Source organism: Actinomadura sp. KC06 (genome assembly GCF_004348735.1).
GTDB lineage: Bacteria > Actinomycetota > Actinomycetes > Streptosporangiales > Streptosporangiaceae > Spirillospora.
The window spans coordinates 78,759-101,775 of sequence record NZ_SMKT01000003.1; the positions used below are offsets into that span (position 1 = coordinate 78,759).

The following is a 23,017-nucleotide window of genomic DNA, read 5'->3' on the forward strand; positions in this document are numbered from 1 at the left end:
CGTTGCACCCTTCTTCAGGGGATCTTCAGGGGAGGTAGATCTCGGCGGTGGCGGCCAGCTCGGCGGGATCGGGGCCGGGGGCGGCCCCTCCGGCCAGGGAAAGGCCGCCCGTCACGAGGACGCGGCCGTCCGCGAGGTCGACGGCCGGGAAGTCCCATCGGCCGGTGCCCAGGGGGGCGGTGGTCGTCCAGGTGCTGGAGTTCGGGTCGAAGACGACGGCGGCGCGGTAGCCGGTGGTGGGCCGTGGGCGTCCGGTGCCGCCGGTCACGACCGCGCCGGCGGGCGTCCAGACGCTGCGGTGGCCGCTGCGGCCGCCGCCCGGCATGTCGGGGACGCGGGTCCAGGTCCCGGTGTCCGGGTCGTACAGCTCGGCCGAGGCCAGGCTGTCCGGGCGGTACGGGACGCCGGGTACCGCGTCGCCGCCGGTCACCAGTACCCGGCCGTCGCCCAGCAGCGTCGCCTGGTGGCCCTTCCGCGGGGTGAGCAGGCTGCCGGTCGGCGTCCATGCCCTGGTCTCCGGGTCGTAGATCTCGCAGAACGCGAGCGCGCGCTCGCCCTCGCCGGTCGGCAGCGCGCCGCCGATGACGAGTACCTTGCCGTCGATCGGCACCGCTTGGTGGCCGGTGCGGGCGCAGCCCATCGGCGCGACCTCGGTCCAGGTCAGCGTGCCCGGATCGAGCAGCTCGGCCGACGCCAGCGCGGCGCCCCGGGCTCCGGTGCCGCCCGCGACCAGCAGCCGCTCGCCTGCCGCCGTGGCGGAGTGCCCGGCTCTGGCGGTGTTCAGCTTCGCCTGCGGGGTGCTCCAGACGGCGGCGACCGGCTCGAACACCTCGATCGAGGCCAGCGGGGCGTTGCCGGCGCCGAGCCCGCCCGCGGCCACGACGCGTCCGTCGGCCAGCTTCGTCGTCGTGTGGCGGTGCCGGGCCGTCGCCAGCGGCGGGGTCGCGTCGGCCCAGGTCGCGGCGATCGGGTCGTACACCGCGGCGCCGGCCACGGCCTTCCCGGCGGCGTCGGCGCCGCCCGCGATGAGCACTTTGCCGCCGGTCAGCCGTACCGCGTCGGCGCCCGCGACGGCGGCCGGCGGCGGGTTCGCGACCGTCCAGGTGCCCGGCTGGGCCGCCGCGCCTCCGCCGGCCTCGGCCTGCGGCAGGACGTGCAGCTCCCCGGCCAGGGTCGCGTCCGCGCGGATCCAGTCGGCCATGGCGTCGGCGGCGGTCGCGGCGCTGCGGAAGCTCGACGTGGTGGAGCCCGCCGCCGCGGGCGGGAACGCCTGACGGTTGTTGCGCCGGTACGCGACGACGAAGCGGTCGCCGGTCACCCGAACGGTCTCGTCCGCCGCGAAGGGCTGCCGCAGCCGCGCCTCCCGCTGCGAGATCGGCGAGCGGGCGGTGCTGCTGCCGTCCAGCAGCTGCTCGAACACCGCCGAAGGCGGGCTGTAGAGCTTCGGCGGCCGAGGTGCCGCCTGCCCGTTCGCGGCTGTGCGCGTGGCCGTGCGCACGGCCGTGCGCGTGGACGTCGTCGGCCCCGGAGGCCTGCTGTCGATGATGTGCAGTTCGTACCGCGCGCTGCGCCGTACCACCCGCGGCGACGCGATCGCACCCTTCTCGGCGGTCAGCTCGATACCGGCGTCCTGCTTCTCGTACGCGGGACGCGACAGCTTCGCGGCGTCGTCCATGTCCTGGAACTGGGCCATGGCGAACTGGTCGTCGGTGTCCGACACTCGCTCCAGGCCGCTGCCCCGTACCGGCGTGACGGTGAACCGCCTGCCGTCGCTCGGCCGCTGCGCGCCGACCCGGTCGATCCGCACGCCGAGCGGGACGGCCCGCTGATGGATGAACAGCGTGCCGAGCGGATGCAGCACCAGTTCGTCGCCCGCGGGCAGCCGGCGCAGCGTGACCAGCGGGTTGGCGCCGCCCGCCGGGAGCCTGGTCTGCCAGCCCTCGGGCTTGCGCACCTCGCGCTCCAGCAGTTCGAGCACCGCGACCGGCGGCAGCGTGGTGGCGCGCTCCTCGCCCCAGGAGATGTCGAAGTCCGCGGAGATCTCGAAGAACAGCAGGGAGATCGAGCCGCGGCCGTGCGCCCGCCACGCCGACGGGCCCTCCAGCTTGAAGTGCAGGTCGATGCCGAACAGGCCGACCCCGAACGCCTTCAGCGAGACGCCGGCGGAGATCTCGATGACGAACGCGAACGGCGAGAACCGGAAGAGCGCGTCGAACGCGAGGTGCCCCTCCAGGCCGAAGTCGTCGAAGCCCAGCCGGATCTCCGCCTTCGCGCCGAACTGGGCCGTGTTGCTGGTGACCGCGAAGTAGCCGGACACCCGGATCAGCCGTCCGGGGGCGTTCAGGATGTCCATCGACACCCGCGGCGGGATCGGGAACGGCAGCGGCGGCGGTTTGAACGACGGGTGGAATCCGCCGACCGAGAGGACGAAGTCGGGATTGTCCCCCAGGTCGATGAGGAGGCCCATCCCGCCGTCGATGGTGATGGTCAGGACACGGGAGTCGAACAGCTGCGCGTAGAACCACAGCCGCGACTTGTCGACCTCGAACGCGCCGATGAAGTTGACCTGGAGGACGAGCAGCGCCACGTCCTGGCTGGGCAGGGCGCACTTGAGCACGCCGAGGATCGCGATGTTGCCCGGCGGGATCTCGACGATCACCCCGAGCGAGACGCTGACCAGGGTCGGCGTGCCCCAGCCGATCTTCGCCATCGGCCCGACGAGGAAGCGGCCCTCCTCCGGCGGGAAGAACCTCCGCAGGTCGCTGACGATCCGCGGCGCGTTCGCGATCACGTCGCGCGGGAACATGACCGACTCGACGGCCCCGGTGACGACCCCTTCGGCGAGCGCCGCGAGGTCCATCCTGCGGTTCAGCCCGAGGATGCCGCCGACGCCGAGCAGCGTGAAACCGAACCCGAGCTGGATCCCGCCGCCGCCGAACTCGGCGGTCAGCACGATCAGCAGCGAGAACCCGGGCCGTCCGTCCGGCATCCGGGTGGTGATCAGCCCGATCGCCTTGACCTCGATGAACCCGGCGAACTCCAGCTCCAGCGCCCCGGCGTACTCCCCCCGCTCCGGGTCGAAGGACAGGTACCCGCCGCCCGCCACGATCCCGGCGTCGATCGCCAGGCCGACGCCCTTCGGCGGCCTGAACCCGACCGTGAGGTCGACCGGGCCGAGGTTGCCGCCCCCGTCGGGGAAGCGCGGCGTCGCGACGATGCCGACGCGCTCGACCGACGCCTTGACCGGCCCGAGCGCGCCCTTGAAGTCGGCGGAGACCTCGATCGGGAGGGAGCCGTCGGCGGGCAGGCCGACACTCAGATGCAGCGTGGTGATCTCCAGCGGGCCGAGCCTCAGGTGCAGGGGCAGAGCGAGTTCGAGCGTCTCGCTGCCCTCCAGCTGGAGGCCGGACGACGGCGTCCACAGCAGCCGCAGGTCGAAGTCCGTCTCGAACTTCGCGCCGACGAGCTTGCCGATGAAGCCGTCGGCTCCCGACAGGTCGATGACCAGGCGACCCCCGGTGAGCTCCATCTGGGCGGACGGCTCCGCCGTCGCGGTCCCGTCGAGGTCCGCCCGGGCGTTGAGCGACACCCCCAGGCTCGCCGTCTCGATGCTCAGGCCGCCGATCCGGGTGTCGCCGAGCAGCATGATCGGTTCACCGGCCTTGCCGACGGTGAACGCCGCCGTGGCGGAGAACGCGGCCGAGGGCGCGCCCTCCGGGGACACGATCGTCACGTCCAGGGCGGGTGAGATGCGCAGCTCGGAGCCCGCGGTGAGGTTCCCGTCGACGCCGACGGTGAGCGCGGTGCGGTCGCCGAGCGGGAACTGCTGCGTCGCCTCACCGGCGATGCCGAGCCGCATCGGGAAGGCGATGCCGCCGTCGCGCGCGCCGACGATGAGCGCCGGCCCGATCAGGACGGCGCCGACCCCGCCCGCGCCGGTGGTGATGTAGGAGCGGGAGAGGCGGTCGTCCCCGGTGTCCATCAGCCGGGCGAGCAGTTCGAACAGCACTTTCCCGTCGAAGCCGGGCGTGCCGAGGCCGTAGGCGTCGCGGAGCACCGACAGCGGGTTCCCGAGGAACAGGCCGATGCGGTCCCAGCGGATCGTCCAGGAGAAGTGCGGCGGGAACATCGGGTCGGCCGGATCGCCGGGGGCGTCGCGCCCTTCGAGCAGCCCGGACGCGGCCAGGAACATCGTGACCTTGGGCAGCCGCACGCGGAGCCGGTCGACGACCATGCGCGTGAGGATCAGGCCGGGCAGATCGTCCAGCAGCGCCTGCGCACGGGCGCGCTGCTCGGGGGTGATCGAGGACGAGTTCAGCGCCGCGTCCACACCGTTCTGCACGTTCGCCAACCCGGTCAGGACCGCGGCGATCCGCTGCGCGACCGCGGCCCCGTTGGCCGTGATCCCGATGCCGTCGTCGGTGTCGATCGCCACGTTCAGCGCGGTGACGAAGTCGCCGAGGTCGGCGACCGCGCGGGCGGTGTCCGCCGCGGCGCCCGCGACCCCGGCGAGCGCGGCGTGGTCGATCGCGACGCCGAACTCGACGAGCATCTCGCCCGGATCTGCGAGGGCATCGGCCAACGGCCGCAGCGCCTCGCCGATCAGCGCGGCGACCCGTTCGAACGTTCCGGCTTCGCTCATGGCGTGCTCGCGGGGGTCGCCGCCAGCGCGGCGGCGGCGTCGAGCTTGCCCGCACCCCACACCGCGTTGGGCAGGACGAGCTCGGGCGGGATCTGGTCCTTCTTCGTCGTCGCGGCGAGGATCCGCCGCACGTCGACATACGTGAGCTTCGGGTTCTTCTGGAACATCAGGGCGATGACCCCGGTCACGTGCGGCGCGGCCTGGCTCGTGCCGGAGAAGATGACGTGGCGCTTGAGCAGCCAGCCGCCGAAGCGGGCCCTGATGTCCTGCGGGTGCATCTCCTGCGAGACCGCGGCGGAGATGATCCGCCGGCCGGGCGCGACGAGATGGGGCCGGACGCGGTCGGGCGGCACCCCGTGCACACCGTCCAGACCGCGGCTCGAACTCGCCGCGATCGACCCGTAGGCGCTGAAGTTGGCGCCCGGCTCGGACACGTAGGCGCCGACCGCGACGACGCTGCGGGCCGTGGACGGCGATTCGACGGTGTTGTCGGTGATGATGTCGCCGAACCCGAACTGGGGCCACACGTCGATGTTCTCCCGCTCGACCCACACGTCGACCACCCCGGCCGCGCCGCCGATCTCGTGCAGCTCGATCTTCCACGTCCCCTTGCGCACGGGACCCTTGAGCGTCACGTCGATCTTGCGCTTGCCGTTGTTCGGGTCGGGCTGCGGCGGTGACACGACGGTCGCGACCGGCGTGCCGCCGATGGAGATCACGCTCTGCTGGCCCGGCTGCGTCCACGCGCTCGGGGTCGACCGCGGCGGCGTGAGGCGTAACTCGATTCGCGCCGCGCCGTCGTACCAGAAGTAGAGCTGGTCGTCGACGCGGTCCTCGGACAGCCTGCTCCCGTTGGGGAAGACGATCTCCTCGACGTCGAGCCGGAACGACACGTTGCCGAACGCGTTGATGTTCTTGCGGCTGTGCCGGCGGGTGTCGCCCTCGTTTCCGGCGGAGACCACGATCGCCCGCCCGGGGACGGGGTTGCCGCTCGCGTCGTGCATCAGCTTGTCGATCGCCAGCTCGAGCGCGGACGTCCCGTCGCGCGCCCCCTCGTGGGTGCCGAAGCTCATGTTGATGACGCAGGGGACGCCCCCGGCGCCGCGCTGCGCCGCGAGCTGGTGGAACAGCGCGACTGCCTCGGTGACGGCCCTGCTGGAGACGAGCGTGGCCGAGTTGGCGAAGACGATGTCGGCCTCGGGCGCGACGCCCACGAACGTGAACGGCGCGAACGGGCCGTCCCTTCCCGACCCGTTCCCGGCGGCGATGCCGGCGACGTGCGTGCCGTGGTCGAACTCGGCATTCGTCCAGATCTCGTCGATGAGGTTCTGGGCGACGACTTTGGCGACGGCGGCCTCGTCCCACCAGACGCCGTAGTTGAACCCGGCGGGGAATCCGAATTGGCTCGGCGGCTTCTGTCCCGGCTTGGGGGTGGAGAACTGGTCCCAGTAACCGATGATGCGCGACTTCGGCGGCGCCGTGTTCGGCACCACGAACGTGGGGTGGGTGACCGTGAGCCGGTTGTCGATGATTCCGACGAGGACGCCCTTGCCGGTGAAACCGGGCAGGCCGCCCGCGTCGTACGGCGGCGAGCTCGCGCGGAGCGCGGTGGCCTTGACTTCGCCCATGCTGCGATCGATGTGCAGATGCGTGCGCGCGGACGCGGCGATCCAACGCACACCGGCCGTCGCGGCGAGCTCGGCGACATCGGCGAGGGCGACCGACCCGGTGACGAGATCGCCGTTGACGTGGCCCGGGTCGAGGCCCGCTTCGGCCAGCTCCTTGACATCCCCGTCGAAGGTGACGAACACGTCCATGCGATCGTCCGGATCCGCGCCGCGCCCTTCCCAGTCGAGGAGGGCGCGCAGCACCTCAGCGTCGCAGTTCGGGCACATCGTCGGAGCCGACGTCGAAGTGACGACCTCCGAGCGAGCAACGGTCACACCAGGTCTGCCTTCGATCGCCATGACGACCCCTCAACTCGTGGCCCGATGGCAAGGTGTCACAGAAATCCAATGGCCTAACAGTCCGTGGCCAGTCTCGGCCTCTCCGTAGTCCCACCGCCGCAGGCCGCGAACCGCGCTTCGAGAAACCATTCGGTGGGCAATTTTGCTGGCTCCGAAGATGTGGTGCCGCATCCAGCTGTACAGACCGTGGATCAGGGTGTCGTCGGCGAATGCGATGTGCTGGGCCCGGCGTTCGCAGAGCGGCGCGACCGGTGCCTGCTGCTCGTACCGGTCAGCTGCCCTCGAAGATGATCTTGGCGTCGCATGCACCATCTGGCCTGCTGGGCAGTCTGTCTACCTGGGGCTTCTTAGCCCACGCAGAGCCATCCCGTTTTGGGTACGGTTTCGCCCGTGTCCGATACGCCTTCGATCGCTTGATCATCTCCCAATGTTCTCCCAGACGGCTCCCAGCCGCCCCCGCCAAAAGGATGTCGGGAGTAACCCGAACGCGCCGCCAACCTGCTCCGGACCTCGAGTGGCTCATCCACCAGCCACTCGGCGGCCAGCTCTCCTGGTCTGGTTCGCCGACGAGGACGGGCGGCCTCATCGGCACACCGTCAGACCCGTCCCTCCGAAATTCGTCGCGCGTTCGAGGCGTGGGTGCGACACCTCCGGCTCGAGCCCGACCCGGCTCCGCGCACAAGGGCGTCCGCCTCGGCGTCCTCGTCACGCTTCACGCTGAAGGCCGAGACCCTGTGCAGGGCCTCCCGGCTCCCGCCCCTCGCCAGCTGTGTAGGTGCGCCCGTCCCCGCGGTGCACTCGCCGCGTTTCCCGCCAGCCGCACCGAGACCCGCATCGGCTACGCGCGCGTGCCCACCACCGGGCAGAACCTGCAACCGCAGATCGACGTCCTCAAGGCCGCCGGATGCCGCAAGGGGTTCGCCGACAAGAGGTCCGGCCGCACCGCCCAGCGCCCCGAGCTGACGGCGTGCCGCGCCTTCCTGGACGCTGGCGACATCCTCGTCGTCCCGTCACTGGCTCGCTACGGCCGCTCCTTGCAGGATCTCATCGCCATGGTGGCCGAGCTGCGCGCCCGCCAGATCGGCTTCACCAGCCTGCGCGAGAACCTCGACACCACCACCCCTGCCGGCCGCCTGGTCTTCCACGTCTTCGCCGTCCCGGCCCAGTTCATCGGACCTGGCCGCCGCCCGCGCGCAAGGCTGCGTCGGCGGCCGCGCCCCACCGTCGTCAACGACGACATGCTCCCCAACCCCGAGCACTCCATCACCTCCATCGCCAAACTGCTGGGCGTCTCCCCGGGCACGCTGTACAACCACATCCCCGAGCTGCGTGACCTTCGCGCCAGCGGACGCAATGGCCACCGGCGGGAGCTGGTTGGTCCGGAAGAGGAAGTGCGCGCTCGGCTGGCCTTCAGGCCGAGGTGCCTGGACCCCGACGAACCGGGTGATCTCGGGGAACTTTCCGGGCTTGAGGTCGTCGGTCATCCAAGGTCCTCATCGTCGACGCAGGTGGGTAGGGTCGGCCGCATGACCGACTACCTGCAGGTCTCCACCACCACCGACGACCGTGACGCTGGCATGGCGCTCATCCGCTCCGCGGTCGGCGCGAGACTCGCAGCGTCCGGCCAGGTGCTGGGACCGGCCGGGTCGGCGTTCTGGCACCTCGGCAAGGTGGGGACCGGCGATGAGTGGCAGGTCTTCCTGCGCACGACGAGCGCCCGCTACGCCGAGCTGGAGGCGCACCTCATCGAGCACCATCCATGGGACAACCCCGAGGTGACGTACACGCGGATCGACGGCGGCGCGGCGGCGTACCTGGAGTGGCTCAAGCGGGAGACATCGTCTTAGCCTGGTCGATCACCTCGGTCACGGCCGGGACGGAGGCGTGCGGACGCAGCCGCTCGACTACCTCCGACACTCGCTTGCGCGGGCGGGACGAGGCCACGTCTCCGCCCAGACCGATCGCGTCGCCCAGCGTCCGGGCGGCCCTCGGGATCTCGTCGGCGTCGATGTGGGCCTCGGCCAGCCAGGTCAGGTACAGCGACTTGTCGCGGGCGTGCGCGTCGTCATAGCGGTCGAGCGCCCGTGTCAGCGCCGGGATGGCACGGTCGGGTCGTTGCAGGACCGTCCAGCACCGGCCGGTCATGATCTGGAGTTCGACCTTGTCCACCCAGCGGGCCCAATCGGGCGCCGGGCCTTCCGGTCGGTCCTCGTCGAGCGCCTCGGCCGCGCGCCCGAGCGCCTCCTCGACCTCGCCCCGATGGTCCGGTCCGGCGATGGCGTGCGCCCACGCGGCGCGCTCATGCAGAAGCGCGCGGACGGCCGCAGGGGCCGCCTGTCGACGACACGGCAGGCCGCGTCCGCCTCCTCGGTCCCGGCACGGCCCGTGAGCACCCGCTGATAGGCGGTCAGCGCGAGTGCGTTGCCGATGAGGCCAGGGTCGCCGGCTTCTGTGGCAGGCCGAAGCCGGGCGGTTGCTCGTCCTCGGGTTCGAGCACATCGAGGGGCGGCACGCCGACTACACGCCCGGGTCGCCGGACCTGGAGATCCTGGTCAAGACGGTCCAGGCGCTCCAATCGACGCCCTGCCCCGACGTGGTGCAGATGCGCGTCGAGCGACGCTGGACGAGCGTGACCGAAGACGTCTCGCCCATGGCGGGAACCTCCCTGCTGCACACCGATGTCAATGCCGAGAACCTGCTGATCACCCCCGATGGCCGCGCCGTCCTGGTCGACTGGGCCTTCGCCGCCCGCGGCGCCGCCTGGGCCGAGCTCGGCCTGCTCATCCCATGGCTCCTCAAGAGCGGCCACACGCCGGCCGAGGCCGCCGACTGGGCCACGCAGTTCCCCTCCTGAGCGCAAGCCGACCCCGCGCACATCGACCTGTTCTCGAAGGCGTTCGCCGAACGGTGGCGCCAGCACGCCGAACGCAGCCGCACCGACTGGGTCGTCCTGCACACCGACCTCACCCGGCAATGGGCCGAGTATCGCTGCCCCTGAGTCAGTCCGGCCCGACGACGAAGCTCCCCGTGGAGGCGAGCGTCATCACCAGGCCACGGCCGCAGCTCCTCGATCGCGCGCCACGCCATCCCGATCGCAACGCTGTAATCGTCGGCCAGCCCCCGCTCGCCAGGCAGCCGCGCGCCGGGACGCAGGTGGACGGGGGTTCTGGCGCCGATCTAGCGGGTTGATGCCGAGTCTACTCCCTCATGTCCCCTATGGGAGACATATCTACTATTGCAAAATCGGCTACTTCGGCGGGTTTTACTACTTTGGCTGCGCGCAAGGTGGCAGTCATCTGCGCGGGCAGACCGGCCGCCCCTAGGCCGGAACAGGAGGGCCACGTCATGGACGAGCCCGAGGAAAGGGAAGCCAGGCGGTCGACCGTATCAGGAATGGCGGACTCATAAGTATCCAGTTCGCCCTTGTAGAGGGTGTCGGAAATGATGACCAACCCGCCGAGTCGCAGTCGTTCGGCCACGGCACCGACGGAGGCTTCGAAAACGTCGTTGAGGAAGTGGGTGTATACCCCGCGCACTACGACCAGGTCGTAGGGAATATCAGGGTCGGGCATCAGGTCGACATCCTGGCCATCGCACAGATATAGCCGCACCCGGTCCTTCAGGCCACTGTCGGCGAGTTCGTCGGCACAGTACTCCAGCTGTCGCCGACTGATGTTGATCGCGTCGACGTACCGCGCTTCGGGGAAGCGCTCGGCGAGGCAACAGGAGAGGAAGCCCCAGCCGCAGCCCAGATCCAGGATCCGCTCGATCCGGGGCCGGACGGGGCGAGCGAGCCCGGCGAGGTCGAGCTGGCGGTCGAAGTGCCGCACCTCGGACTGCCCGACCGAGCCGGCGGTGGGACCCGCCGCCAGCTCCGTCTCGTCAAACAGGCCGAATTGGAACAGCAGGTTGTCATTGCCCAGAGCCCTGCGCCACATCTCCGGGGGGTCGCTGTAGGTGTAGACGATCTTGTCTCGGTACGGGTCGGTCCGGGAGAGTCGATCATATTGATTGGTACAGGGGCGCTGTCCTTGTAGCCCATGGGAATCTTCGATAGACGCGATTGGCCGGCCGTCGTGTGGACATAGAAGTGATAGTTGTGGCGCGGCGTTCGCGCCCGAACGAGGCGAGGACGCCCAGGTGCCTACACCGGTTCCGCAGCGGGCAGACACCTGAAAAGCACATGCATCCCGCAGGAGTGCTCGAAAGACCACTCACACGCCATCGGATGATCCGAATGAAGGCAGAAACAGCACACGTCCGGAAACGGCCGCGGCGGCGGCGTGTAACGGCCGCATCCTGATCACGTCCGGACGTGGCGCCCGCGCTTTCGACGACGCCCACCTTCCGCCCCATACTTGGAGCTCAGATGACACCGCACGTGACCCGCGCCGAGGCAAGCATGCCCGCGATTGGCACCGCCGTGCGCCTGCCGAAGGTCGCCACCATGTTCCCGGTGGATTGCCACCCCGACACCGGGGCGGTCGAAAACCATTTGCTCGAAGTCGTCGACCGGCCGTATGTGATGCGATATTGGGGCAGCGAGGACGCCGTACGCGCCGCCTACGCACGGCAAAGCGTCGTGACCTGGGCGGCTTGTGCTATCCGCACACGCGGGAGCGGTTGTTCTTCTCCCTGGCACGCCAGATGAACGTCACCACACTCATGGAAGAGGACTTCAGCAGGCCCGAGATGCGTGCCAGCCTCGACAGGTCCCGCCAACTACGGGACGCCTACCTGACCGCTGTCGACGGTGTCGCGCCGCCCGCCGAGTTCCCCGTCGCTGCCCTCTTCCACGATGCCCTGCCGAGGCTTCTGGAGGAGATGTGGCCCCGTGTCGGCGAGCGCTACCTGACCTGCGTACGGGACGCGACTATCACGATGGGCGCCCGGCACGACCATCGTGTCGACGAACTCGGCTTCGAGGAATACCTGGAGATCCGGCGCATCGACGTGCTCAGTGAATGGGTGACGATCCTCACCGAGTTCGCGCTGGATCTGGACATGATCGATCACAACACACCCAGCCGTCGCAGGAGCCAGCCGCAGGTGCTCTCTACGCAGAGCTCGATCCACAGAGAGTGATGGTGTGGCGATAAGTCTTTAGGCGTCAAGGACGCGCCTGCTTGGCACGGCTGATCACGGTAGGCCGGGGCCGAGGCTGGCTAGGGTAGGCATCCGCTCCCGGACAGGGATGACCGCCGCCATGGTGGCCGACACGACCTTGACCCCGACAAGCTGGCCGAACGACTCCGGCGCTCGATGAGGGCCGCCGGTTGGGCCGCTGTGGTCAGCCAGTACGAAATGTGACGCAACGTGTCGCCGAGATCATGCGAATCGCAGCGGCGTTCCCTTGTTGGAAATATACTGGCCGGGCTGGGTGGTCTGGTGGCCTTGGCCCGAATCCGCCGCTGACGAAACGGGTCGGGACTCTATCTTTAGAGGGCGGCTTCGGCCGTCATTTGTGTTCGCTCGTCCTCCACGCGGACCCGTGCCTTGATTCTGTCACTGGGCGACAAGTTAATCTTGATGTCGTCGCTGAAGTTTCCATTGCCGTCTGTGTTGTCCCGGCGGTCCCCCGTCTGATGTGTGGTGGGTCCGCCGCCAACAAAGATGTCGTAGGCGATCTTGACTGTCGAACTCTGCGAAAAGTCGGTTCCTTCGACGTGCACGAACCTTCCGTCCGGTGTCGGGATATTGCGCAGATGCGCGCTTCCCAACACCATCGGGAAGGGGCCGTTCCACCGGAACGCCGGGCCGGAGTCGCGCCAGAAGAAGTTGAGCCGGTCGCCTGTCCGGGCAATGAGCTCGAGGTTTCCTGGGCTGCCGAAGTTGGACTGGATCATGGTGATGGCGTCCACTCGCCCCACATTCTGCGCGAATGTGAAGGGCGCGCTCCAGGGCATACTGGATACGTCGTTGTTGCGCCACATGAAGGTCAGTCCGCCGTTTGTTGACGGGTAGACAAGTTCGAAGTTTCCTTTTCGGCCGAATCGGCTTTGCAGCAGGACCGGGTTGCCTGCGGCGGCGGAGGCCAGAGGGAAGGGGCCGTTCCACCGGAACGCCGGGCCGGAGTCGCGCCAGAAGAAGTTGAGCCGGTCGCCTGTCCGGGCAATGAGTTCGAGGTTTCCTGGCCTGTCGTAGTTGGACTGAATCATGGTGATGGCGTCCACTCGCCCCATATTCTGCGCGAACCAGAAAATCGGACTCCAAGGCAGATTCCTTGCATCATTGTTACGCCACAGGAAGATCAAGCCGCGGTCGGCGGCTGGCACGACCAATTCAAAGTTCCCCTTGGTGCCGAATCGACTCTGCAGTAGCGCGGGATTACCACTCACACGAGGCATGACTGTTCCTCCTTTTTCTTCTTTCCTTCGGTTCCAGCGTCAGGTCGGATGATTCATTCGGCCTCCAATGTTGGCGAACACGGCACCAATCGTTCGTTGTCCCTACACGCGAAGTGATGGAGTCAATGACCTCGCCTATTTCGTCCAGACGAGATGAAGGGTATGTTTTCGTCAATATAAGATTGTTGTCGGCCTCTTCGCCCCGCTGGGTCGCGGCCGTGAATTGAGCAGCTCAGAGATCCTGCCACCTCCTACGTAACAGGATATACTCGGACATGCCAACAAACCGTCCATGTGGTCACGGGAACTTTTTAATGCTCTGTCAAGGGCAATCTCCGTTGTCGCCCCCGTGTAGATCTCGGGCAATGCGCCCCGAGCCTAGTCGTGGCCTACCGTAAGCAGCGCACCTGGGAGAACGCCGCGCTGCGCGAGGACACCAAACTGCACAGCGACCGATTCACTGCCGCGGTTGGTCAGTCGGACGAGGGCTCCCCCGCTGGGCAGTTGGGCGGGGTGCACGCCCCGGCCGGTCTGGCCGACGACGCCCGACCCGCCAACTACGCCAGACCTGTATACGACGTGCCGTGTGCCTACCTGCGCCTGCCGTGCGCGACACGAGGTTGCACTAATTGAGTGAGCTATGGGTTGGGAGGTCCGGTCGTATCGAATGATCGAAGGGTTTCCGTGTGTGTGGTCGCCGACCACGCCGAGGGCAGTGATCTAGCTGGCCTGCTGGCCGCGAGGCCAGGCGGATCTCTCGGCGGTGCGGAAGCCGCCGGATGGGGTGTACCGCGAGGTGCAGGGACGCCCGGCGCCGGTGCCCTCCCAGCCGCGCCGCCTGGACCCCGAGGGGTGGGTTTCCAAGGGATTGGTGCTGCATCACCTGGACGGTAAGGAGGCGCTGGAGGCAATGCGGTACGGTCTGGAGGTAGCGGAGCAGGACGGCGACACCGACGTCACCGCAGGATCCGTGGGAACACGATCCAGCTCAGCAGCACCCGCTGAGAGCCACACCCCTCCCCGCCCACCGAACAAACCTACGGAGATCAGCCTGCCTGCCGATCTTCACACTCCCGCGTACGGCTACCTCGACGATCCGCCCTAGAAGGCCCGCCTCTGTCGCTCAAGACCAGGCGGGCCTTATCTGTTCTTGGTTACGTAGCAGGGAACGCGTGAACAGACCTCAGTGTTGGTCAGGGGTTTGTTGCTGGTAGTGACGGTGGGTGGGGAGTTCAAAGAGTTCACGACAGTCGTGTCGGATAGTGAATCGCCGGCGTGTCTGGATGTGACGGCCAAACTGGCCGCTTCCACCGGGATTCTGAACCGTCTCGTTGTCGTCCACGCCGACCTCGGGCAGACCGAATGGCCCGGAACTCCCGAACTGGTGCGTGAGCACGCCGCGACCTATGGGTGTTACAAGGACGGCAAGGCAGCACCGCCGCCGGCGCGGTGCGCATCGACGAGCACGACGAGATCCGCGCAGTCGACCTTTGCGGCTCTGGCACTTTGATGGGCTGGCGGCGCTCCGCGGGCGAGCAACCGTGGATGGAAGCCGTCAAGCTGAGCCTCGGCTGGGCGTCGGTTCGTTAGTTCAGAGACGCCCTCGAGGACGCCGACGGCGCCGAACAGTACCCGATCCTGCTAGCGAACCTCCCGGAGTAGAACGGCGCGTTCTACGTGTCGCCGGCGGAGAGTGCTGCGGCACTCGACGAGCTCCGCCGTTTCATCGAATCCGTCGAGCGGTCGACGAGGACCGGCTGGTGACAGGCGACGGCGCGGTGGTCGGTTGGAAGGCGGTCACAGCCACCCGCAGTGGTGGCAGACCGCGGCACCGAATCTGCTTGGCCTGACCGGCAGGGGCAGCCTCGCTCTGTGGTCCGGCGCCGACCTTGGTGCGGCCGGTGTTCGAGGCCGTCCGTGTGGAGCAACGCGTCCTCAATCGGGACGTGGACGAGAAAGTGGACACCGTCGAACTTACCGACCTTGATACCGGAACGACTCACCAGATCAGGTACGGCATCGTCGTCGACGGCGACCACCCGGGCCGTCTCGAGGTCCGCGCCCGCCGCATCGGCGCGCGCGAAGCCTGCCCCCGGTCCGGATGTTCAAGGACCTGTTCACCGCCTCTGTCCGCATCGGTCACCACGCGGAGCTCAGCTAGTGCCCGAAGGTGCCCTCGACCTGCGGCGGTTGGCGCTGGCCAACACCCTCTAGCGCGGCCGGACGTCAGTGCAGGGCAGGGGTATCCGCCGGATCCTCGGCCCGTGCTAACGGCACCTCGCTGGAAAGCGACGTCGAGAACACCATCAGTGGGTCGAACTTGCGCACCGGTCCAGAGAAGGGCCACACGTGCTGATCTGGAACGGCGACACCCTCGCCGAGGGCGACACGATCGGCAAGGCCACCGAGATGAAGAAACGTGTCTGGGCACAGTGGCGGTCCGCGCATGAGGACGCACGCAGAATCGCGGCCGTCACGCAGCCCCACATCTTCACGCGGGCAGCGCCCCACCCGCCATGCGACGAGCCCCCACCGGCCCCAGGGCGCACACCGCAGCGGCACCGATGATCAGACGCCACGCCAAGCCCCACCATCGGCTGCGTAGAACCAGCCGCTTGCGACGCTTCGCGGCACGGCCCGCCATCTGTGTTCGTGCTGCGCCGGTGCCGCACTGTGAGTGGTCGAGCCGAGGACGATTCGCACCTGGCTCTGGCAGAACCGGGCGGATCCACATGCGGCACCGCCTCGAAACCACAGAGCCCGGTACAACCGCACAACACCGCCGTTTGGAAGCAGGGCCCGACCAGACGAAAAGGCTCCTGCTTCCGGCGGCACCCCCTTGGCCATGATCACAACCGACGACGCAAGATCCCGCGGTACCGCTGCCGAGCAGCGTGATTCAAAGAAAACCTTCGTGGGTATGGTGTTAGCCTCTCAGACCGGCGGGGACGAGCGGGCCATGGAACCGCTGTTCACCTTCATGTCGTTGAATGCGCCGTCAAGCAAAGCCGATGCGGTGCCGCTCGATGCCGACACCGCCTTCCAGAATGATCTGAGACGTGCTGCAGCGGGCGACCAGCCGCGCACGGACACAGCGGCGGCGGCATCGTCGTACGTCGTGGGCGATGACTTCGTCCGTGACCCGGGCGACGTGGCGGCTGGCGAGCGGATGATCACCGAGTGCGACCGCCTTCGTCGCGAGGCCGCAGAAAGCGACGTCGTACGCATCCGACAGCTAGTCGAACTCGCTGGCGAGCGGTGGGCTGCTGACCGTGACCGGGCCCGCGACAGCCTGCTTGCGGCATACCTTCTGCCCGACCGGGGCGTGCCTGATTGCCTCGAATCTCTGGTCAGGATGTACGCACTCGGTGACGCGGCGCAACATGGATCCCTTACGGTCGAAGGGATTTCACGCATGCTCGCCGTCCCGATCACGATCCCCGCGGAACTCGTCGGGCTGCGAGATTCCAACGACGCACCAGCATCGCCGACACCAGAAGAACAATTGAAAGTTTTGGTACAAGAGATCAACGATCTGACCGAGTGGCACGGCACGTTGCGATTTACTCTGTCCGAGCTGGCTTTCCACGACGCCGACGAGCTGGTCGTGAGAAACGACGGTGTACGCGAGGCGCTTAGCAATCTGTATGCGGTCACCGCTGAAACCTCCAACGACGTTCCCCGCCTCCCCGTGTCTCCGGCTGCATTGGCCACCTCGCGGATGACGCGGGCGGGCGCCGGCCGCAATATCGTTTTCTCGGGAGAGGCAGTCGACCTGCTCGCCGATTCAGCACGGCAGACGCTGCGGGACCTTGATCTCGATCCACTACAGATGCCACTGATGCACATCCACGAGAGGATCTTCAAGGAACTTGAGATCACCGAACAGAAGCTGCGCGAGCACCACCTTGCCATGAGGAAGTTCAACCCCTTCGAGCCCGTTGGGGCCGCTCCAGTCTTTGCGCCTGGGCACTTCCCGCCAGTCGACGACCCAGACCCGCAGGATCTGCCGAGCCAAGCCCCGGATGCACAGTTGCCGACCACGCACGGCACCGCCAAGCCGCTCGGCGTCAGCGACCTTCTGTTGGTGCGCCAGCATCTGAGCCACTACCGACGCGGCGATGTCGCCTATGTAGAGAACGTGCTGGCCCACGACAAGCTCACCCACTCCCGCCGTGACACGGAAGCCGACGAGCGGACGATCGTCGACGAGTCGGAGCAGAGTGATCTGCGTGCCGTGGCGCAGACGTCGGCGGAGAACGAGAGCGGACGCGCATCCATCCAGACGGTTGCGCCGGGCTACGGTCCACTCGCCGGTGATGCAGCTGCCAAAACCTTCGCTCAGTCGGTGACGGACCAGGTTTCGGCGACGGTGTCCGCGCGGACCAGGCGCGTGGCCACCCGGCGGCAGTTGCGTGAGCGCCAGGAAACGCTGGAGCACGTGCTCGACAACAGTACGAGCGCCCAGGTGGATCGCGGGGTCTACCAATGGCTCGACAAAGTCTACGAAGCTCGCGTATTCCGTTACGATCAACGGCTGTTGTACGACATCGTCGTACCGGAACCAGCGGCTCTCTACCGCCGTGCCCTCGGCCGACTCGGGGCCCCCGTCCCCGTGCGGCCAGCCCCCTTCACGAGTGAACCCGAGCAGATAGAGGATCACAACTGGGCCTACCTCGTCGCCGGACACGGCGTATCCGGATTCGAACCACCGCCCCCGAAACTTATGGTCGTCACCGAAACGTTTTTCGGGCGGGCAGAGGACATAGACCATGAATCCCGCATTGCCAACACTGTGCTGCACGCCGAGATGCGCAGCACCAGGCTGCCCAAGGGGTACAGGGCGAAGACCTATCGCGTGCGCGCTAGCCTAAGTGGCGACAAGCCGTGGATCTCGGTCACCGTCGGCATGCGCCAGCCCTCCACGGTTAAGAGCGATTACATGACGGGCCCTCTGTACGATGAGCGGGACAGCATTCCGGTAGGCGTGAATGTGACCTGCTTCGACGGGAGTGCCCCGGGAGCGTGGACGTTCACCGTCGGCGTCGAGATCGTATGCGAGCGTACGCCGGACGCCTTGGCAGCGTGGCAGGCCAAGGCGCACACGGCGATCCTCGAGGCGAACCGACGCCGCTTCCAGGAATACGAGGAACGGTTGGCGAATCGGGAAGCCGCAGTCCGTGTCATGTTGCAGAGCCTCACGCCCGAGCAGAAGAGGCAAATCGTACAGACGGAGGTCAAGCGCTCCGCGCTATCGGTTCTCACGAATCAGGACTTTGGGGGGTTCAACGCGATCGAGACTGACGCGTTCGCGTTCCCGCATCCGAGCCTGAGCGCAACGGACGTACTCTCGCCGTACATTCGGTTCTTCGAACAGGCCGTCGAGTGGAACCACGTCGGGTATGGCTTCTACCCCTACTTCTGGGGGCGCAAGCAGCACTGGGTGGAGAAGCTTGCGGTCCATGATCCCGACCCGTCTTTCGCTGGCTTCCTCACCTCCGGTGCCGCCCGGGTAGTCCTTCCTATCAGGCGCGGGTACGAGCCCGCGTTCGAGCAGTTCATGAACACCGGTGTTACGCCGTCGACTGACGAGATGCTCAACGTCGGCGGCCCGCTCTGGGCGAGCCTGGCGAGCCAGTTGCAGGAGCAGGAGGAGCCGGAGACGCCCGTCGGCGAACCGTGGCACTACCCTGTCACGTCGGGCCTGATCTGGGCGCGCAAGGACGGCTCGGTGCCGCGATGGCGGCTGGCGAACGGCGTCCGGAACGAGAGCTCGGATCCGGCGTTCTAGGCATGGATCCCTTCGACCGCAGGCCCTTCGGCCTGACCGGGGACCAGATGGCGTACGACCGACGTCGTCTGCGCTATCTGGAATGCATCGTCAAGCGGGCGTACGTCAACGGCGAGGCGCTGGACCGGTGGGACGCCAAGGAACTGGCGGAGAACCCCGTCGACAAGCCGGACGGTGATCCGCCGGAGAAGGTCAGCGGCATGCAGGCCGGGTACCTGACCGCCTGCGACGCCGCGGCCGAGCTCGGCATTGAGCATCTGGACGAAGGCCTGATCGTGACCATCGAACGGCGCAGTCGGCTGTCGCCGCCCGAACGGGATCGGCTGCTACGCGCCGAGCTGATGACAAAGGACGACCGCCACACCGCGCTGGCGCGGGCTCTTCTCGTGCGCGCCTGCCCGGACCGTGCAGATGAGCTGTTCGGCTGGCAGCGCGTCGGCGTCAGCCCGGTCGACTACTGGACCAAACAGGTCACCTCCGTACATATGCAGTACCTGCTTGAAACAGCGGATTTCGGCGCCAACGAACTCATCCGGCACCTCTACCTCCTCGGCGAGACTCCGGCACACCTCACCGATGTCGCGAGGCTGTGGCGGGATGCGGAACACATGGGCCGGGATCCGAACTTTCCCTCGGAAGCGGAGGCGGTGCTTCGGTCGCAGTACACCAGTTTCAAATACTGGTGGGACGATCCATTCCGCTGCGACGAGTTCACTGGTCACGCGCTGGCGGTCCGTGGTCAGGCCAATGTGGAGGCTCGAGCCGTCAATCCACACGAGGCGATGAGCCCCGGTCGGGACATGACGTACTGGTCGGAGAACCACCGGCTGCTTTTCGCCGCCGCGGAATATCTCGCAGGGCAGTACTGGCCGGACGACATGTTCGTCTCGGCCCGCCAGCACCGTACGAATCCCGCGCCGCGGCACGGCGACATGACTGGTCAGCAGCATGTGGCACACGCACGCACGCGGGTCCTGCGATGGCTTAACGAGCGGCTGGAGCTCGGCTTCGCCGAGTGGAACGCGCCCGGCTACTACGCGGAAGACCTGTTGCCGCTGGTGAATCTCGCCGATTTCGCGGGGGAGGAGGAGATCCGGACACGAGCCGCGATGGTGCTCGACCTGCTCGCATACGACATAGCGGTCAGCTCATGCGGCGGCGCTTTCGCCGGGTCCGCAGGTCGCGCGTACTTCGAGCAGAAGAGTTGCGTGTGGAGGCAGAGTGTCCGTGACTCGGCCGAGGTTCTGTTTGGAGCCAAGGGCCATTTCACGGGTAGCAGCGGCCCGGCGGTGTTCCTCGCCACGTCGCCGGTGTATCGACCGCCCGACGTACTGCTGCGCATCGCGTCGGTACCGCCAAGCCGCTTCACCAACCATGCCCGGGTGTCCATCGACTTCCACGAGGCCAAAGACTACGGCGTTGGCTTCGAGACGTCGGACGACATGGAGTTCTGGTGGAGCCGGGCGGCGTTCGCGACGAAGCAGACGATCGTCGGTTCCCGGAAGGCCGCGACCGAAGCGGGTCTGCTGAAGACGCCGCCGTTCGACGCTATCTTTGAGAAGTTCAGTGACCTGACGCCGAGCGCGGCCACACAGCAGCTCGGCGCCAGTGGCGCAGGCGCGATGATTGGATGGGCCTTCGGGGGTCCGGCCGGTGGCTTTGCGGGCGGAGTGATCGGTGGCCTGTACGGCCTGTTTTCCGAGGACATCGTCGAGGCCGACATGGCGGACCTGGCCTCCGTCATCAGCGAGGGATCAGTGCTGTCGCGAGCAAATGTGTATCAGCATCGGATCGACGGTGCACTGCTGTCCAGCGTGCAGAACTACCGCCCCGGACAGCTGAACCTCCAGAATTGGCCATGCGTTGCCGCGCTCGGCAACGGCGCGATGGTCTGGACGACGTATCCCTCTGCCGGTTCGCGCCTGAAATTCCACGTGGACCTACCCGCGCTGCCAGTCATCAACGTCGACGAGCCGATCTTCGCTGCGGACCACGACGGACCGAATTGGTGGACCGGCAATGCCGTACAGCCCAGGGTGGCGCAGCGGCGCGGCGCGGCCATCATCGCGTACCAGGCCAAGAAAATACAGAAGCTGCTTTTCGGTGAACGGACCCATGCGTGGTTTCCGAAGAACCAGTTCGACGAGGTACGAGGACCGGCACCGGCCAACTGCAACCATGAGGCGGCGCGGTGGTTCTTCGGGCAGGCCGGCGACGGGTACGTCGGGCTGCTGTGCCCGCGCGAAGCGAACTGGGCGGATTTCGGCCCGTGGAAGGACAAGGAGATCCGAGCCGAAGGCCCGCGCAACATCTTCGTGATGCAGATCGGCAACGCTGAGGAGTTCGGCACGTTTGACGGATTCGTCACGGCCGTGAGCCGAGCTCGCGTCTACATCTCGGGACTACACAACCGGTTCGGCGACCTTGCCTGCCACTACGACATCCCGAATGCAGACCGTCTTGAGCTGCACTACGACGACAACCAGGTGCGGTACGCCGGGCTCGCTTTCAACGACACCGAGTTTCCGCGGCTGCGCAGTCCGTTCGGCCGCATCACATGGCGGCAGCAGCGGTATGCGATCCAGCACGACGGCGAATCCGTCGTACACGACGTCACCGCAGGCACCAGGAAGGTGGGCAAGGCGAGGACAGCGCTGGAACACGACACACCATTGCTGTTCTACGGGCAGAACATGGCGCTGCTACCGTCCCTTCTCTACAAAGGTATCGACCGCGACGGCGTGCTCGAGCATCTGCTCTCCGTGCTGCGCACTCGCCAGCCCGATGTCGTCGGGCTCTCGGAAATGTGGGTCGCTGAAGAACGCGAACGCCTGCAAAAGCAGTTGCGCGACCTCTATCCGTACATGACGGAAGGGCCTCACGAAGCCGATCTGCCGATTCTCGACGAGGACGTGCTGAGCGGTGGTGGCCTACTCCTTCTGAGCCGGCATCCCATCGTGGCGTCCCACCAGACCGTCTACCGCGCCTGTTCCGGCGACGACTGTGCGACCAACAAAGGGGTCCTGCACGCGCGCGTTCAGTCAGTGGGCCACCCGTGCGCGGTCGATGTGTTCCTTACCCACGCACAGGCGCCAGCCCCCACGGTGGGCGGTTCGAGGGCCAAGGCCCGAAAGGCCGTCAGGGCGCAGATTCAGCAGCTGGCCGCGTTCATAGCCGGCTGCCGCGACCTAACGGCACCAGCGATTGCGCTCGGCGACTTCAACGTCGACAGGTTCAGCGATCCCGAACTGTATGACTATCTCGTAAGCGCGCTGGGATATCCGCATGACACCGAGCCATCAATGCCGACGGACTCAGGCTTCCGGCGGCTGACCGCAACGAGCGAGAGCGACGAAGGCGTGATCTCCTCGTTTCACAAGAACCACCCCGCGCGGCAACCGGACGATCCGGCGCGATTCAGCGTGACATCACAGCGGCTGGACTATCTCTTCTCCTTCGCCGGCGCACTGTATACGCAGAACGTAGCGTCGGCACGGGTGGTGCTCGAACAGTGGCGGTCCGGCCGCGACATGTCCGACCACTACGGTATCGAGGCCACAATCGACACGACCACGCAACTGCTGCCAGCCCAGCAGCCGATCAATCAGGTTTCGGTAAGGGCGACCGGATTCCGATGCCTGACGCCAACCGGCGGCATCGGCGATGACGAGGTCCAATTCCGAGTGAGCGCGCGCGCTAGCACGGGCGCACACGGAAGCGTCGTACTGCCGCGGTACAAGGAAGTCGCGGCAGGGACTGCCCGAGGGTTCGAGACGGAGCCGATTGTGTTCGGGGATCCCGGTGAGGACCTGGCGGTGGTCGGCGGCGGCAAGGAGATCGACACGTTCGTCGACGATTCGCTTGGAGCGACGCGGCTCGAGCTCGAGCGGGACGTGCTCCTCGCGTTGCAGGGCAAGGGCTCAACCGCTATGTCACTCCCGCTGCTCACCGGTGAGGGCGAGTATGTCCTAGACCTGGCGATCACCGTTCAGTGATAGGGGATATCGCGCGCACGAGCATGACAGGAAAATGTCGCGTAGACGGCCTGGCCTGCACGTCGAACAGCGTGCTCCTCGAGCCTGGGGGGAGCCTAAGCCGCTCGAGAATAGGAGTCGGTGCTGTGAATTGCAGGCGCTCAGGCTCAGCGTCAGGGCGACGGTGGTGGCAGGAATGATCAGAAACTTCCCCATGATTGGCCTCTCTGTGGGTTGATCGGATGCCGCATCGGCAGCCGCCCATTGCACCTTCTGCGGGCAACACCCATCACGAT

Annotated in this window: 12 protein-coding genes; 7 read left to right on the forward strand and 5 right to left on the reverse strand. The window is 67.3% G+C overall.

Features of this window, described 5'->3' with window-relative positions; translation table 11 throughout:
• Positions 1 to 25 precede the first annotated feature (25 nt).
• Positions 26 to 4,642, reverse strand: a complete 4,617-nt coding sequence (locus tag E1287_RS02025; protein WP_131962960.1) for a kelch repeat-containing protein — start codon at positions 4,640 to 4,642, stop codon at positions 26 to 28.
• Entirely contained in the window at positions 4,639 to 6,585 is a 1,947-nt protein-coding gene (locus E1287_RS02030) for a S8 family serine peptidase (RefSeq protein WP_165968851.1), read from the reverse strand. Before E1287_RS02030 ends, E1287_RS02025 begins: the two co-directional genes overlap by 4 nt.
• Before the next feature lie 491 nt (positions 6,586 to 7,076).
• Between E1287_RS02030 and cutA the strand changes: the two genes are divergently transcribed.
• On the forward strand, positions 7,077 to 8,456 hold the full coding sequence (cutA, locus tag E1287_RS44565; protein ID WP_207933967.1) for a divalent cation tolerance protein CutA: 1,380 nt from the start codon (positions 7,077 to 7,079) through the stop codon (positions 8,454 to 8,456).
• Here cutA and E1287_RS02045 read toward each other — a convergent pair.
• Positions 8,434 to 8,778 carry a hypothetical protein gene (locus tag E1287_RS02045; protein ID WP_131962964.1) on the reverse strand — a complete coding sequence of 115 codons (345 nt, stop codon included), beginning with the start codon at positions 8,776 to 8,778 and terminating at the stop codon, positions 8,434 to 8,436. The two genes, cutA and E1287_RS02045, sit on opposite strands and share 23 nt — an antisense overlap.
• A gap of 304 nt (positions 8,779 to 9,082) precedes the next feature.
• On the opposite strand from E1287_RS02045, the gene E1287_RS02050 reads away from it, so the two are divergent.
• Complete coding sequence (locus E1287_RS02050) at positions 9,083 to 9,463, forward strand: phosphotransferase (RefSeq protein WP_131962966.1); 381 nt, start codon at positions 9,083 to 9,085, stop codon at positions 9,461 to 9,463.
• Between the two features lie 343 nt (positions 9,464 to 9,806).
• On the opposite strand, the gene E1287_RS02060 is transcribed toward E1287_RS02050, so the two are convergent.
• Positions 9,807 to 10,547 carry a class I SAM-dependent methyltransferase gene (locus tag E1287_RS02060; protein ID WP_207933968.1) on the reverse strand — a complete coding sequence of 247 codons (741 nt, stop codon included), beginning with the start codon at positions 10,545 to 10,547 and terminating at the stop codon, positions 9,807 to 9,809.
• 431 nt (positions 10,548 to 10,978) lie between these two features.
• On the opposite strand from E1287_RS02060, the gene E1287_RS02065 reads away from it, so the two are divergent.
• Together E1287_RS02065 and E1287_RS02070 are read left to right on the forward strand one after the other, a co-directional pair.
• Positions 10,979 to 11,260 carry a hypothetical protein gene (locus E1287_RS02065; RefSeq protein WP_131962968.1) on the forward strand — a complete coding sequence of 94 codons (282 nt, stop codon included), beginning with the start codon at positions 10,979 to 10,981 and terminating at the stop codon, positions 11,258 to 11,260.
• A complete protein-coding gene (locus E1287_RS02070) occupies positions 11,257 to 11,694 on the forward strand; it encodes a hypothetical protein (protein ID WP_131962970.1) in 438 nt (145 codons plus the stop codon). Before E1287_RS02065 ends, E1287_RS02070 begins: the two co-directional genes overlap by 4 nt.
• A gap of 353 nt (positions 11,695 to 12,047) precedes the next feature.
• On the opposite strand, the gene E1287_RS02075 is transcribed toward E1287_RS02070, so the two are convergent.
• A complete protein-coding gene (locus E1287_RS02075; RefSeq protein ID WP_131962972.1) occupies positions 12,048 to 12,956 on the reverse strand; it encodes a hypothetical protein in 909 nt (302 codons plus the stop codon).
• A 1,213-nt stretch (positions 12,957 to 14,169) separates the two neighbouring features.
• On the opposite strand from E1287_RS02075, the gene E1287_RS02080 reads away from it, so the two are divergent.
• From E1287_RS02080 to E1287_RS02090, 3 genes are all read left to right on the forward strand, one after another.
• Complete coding sequence (locus tag E1287_RS02080; protein WP_207933969.1) at positions 14,170 to 14,466, forward strand: hypothetical protein; 297 nt, start codon at positions 14,170 to 14,172, stop codon at positions 14,464 to 14,466.
• A gap of 1,335 nt (positions 14,467 to 15,801) precedes the next feature.
• Positions 15,802 to 18,747, forward strand: a complete 2,946-nt coding sequence (locus tag E1287_RS02085) for a hypothetical protein (RefSeq protein WP_131962976.1) — start codon at positions 15,802 to 15,804, stop codon at positions 18,745 to 18,747.
• Positions 18,748 to 18,749: 2 nt separating this feature from the next.
• Positions 18,750 to 22,742: an endonuclease/exonuclease/phosphatase family protein gene (locus E1287_RS02090; RefSeq protein ID WP_165968853.1), complete on the forward strand. Its 3,993-nt coding sequence runs from the start codon at positions 18,750 to 18,752 to the stop codon at positions 22,740 to 22,742.
• Positions 22,743 to 23,017 lie beyond the last annotated feature (275 nt).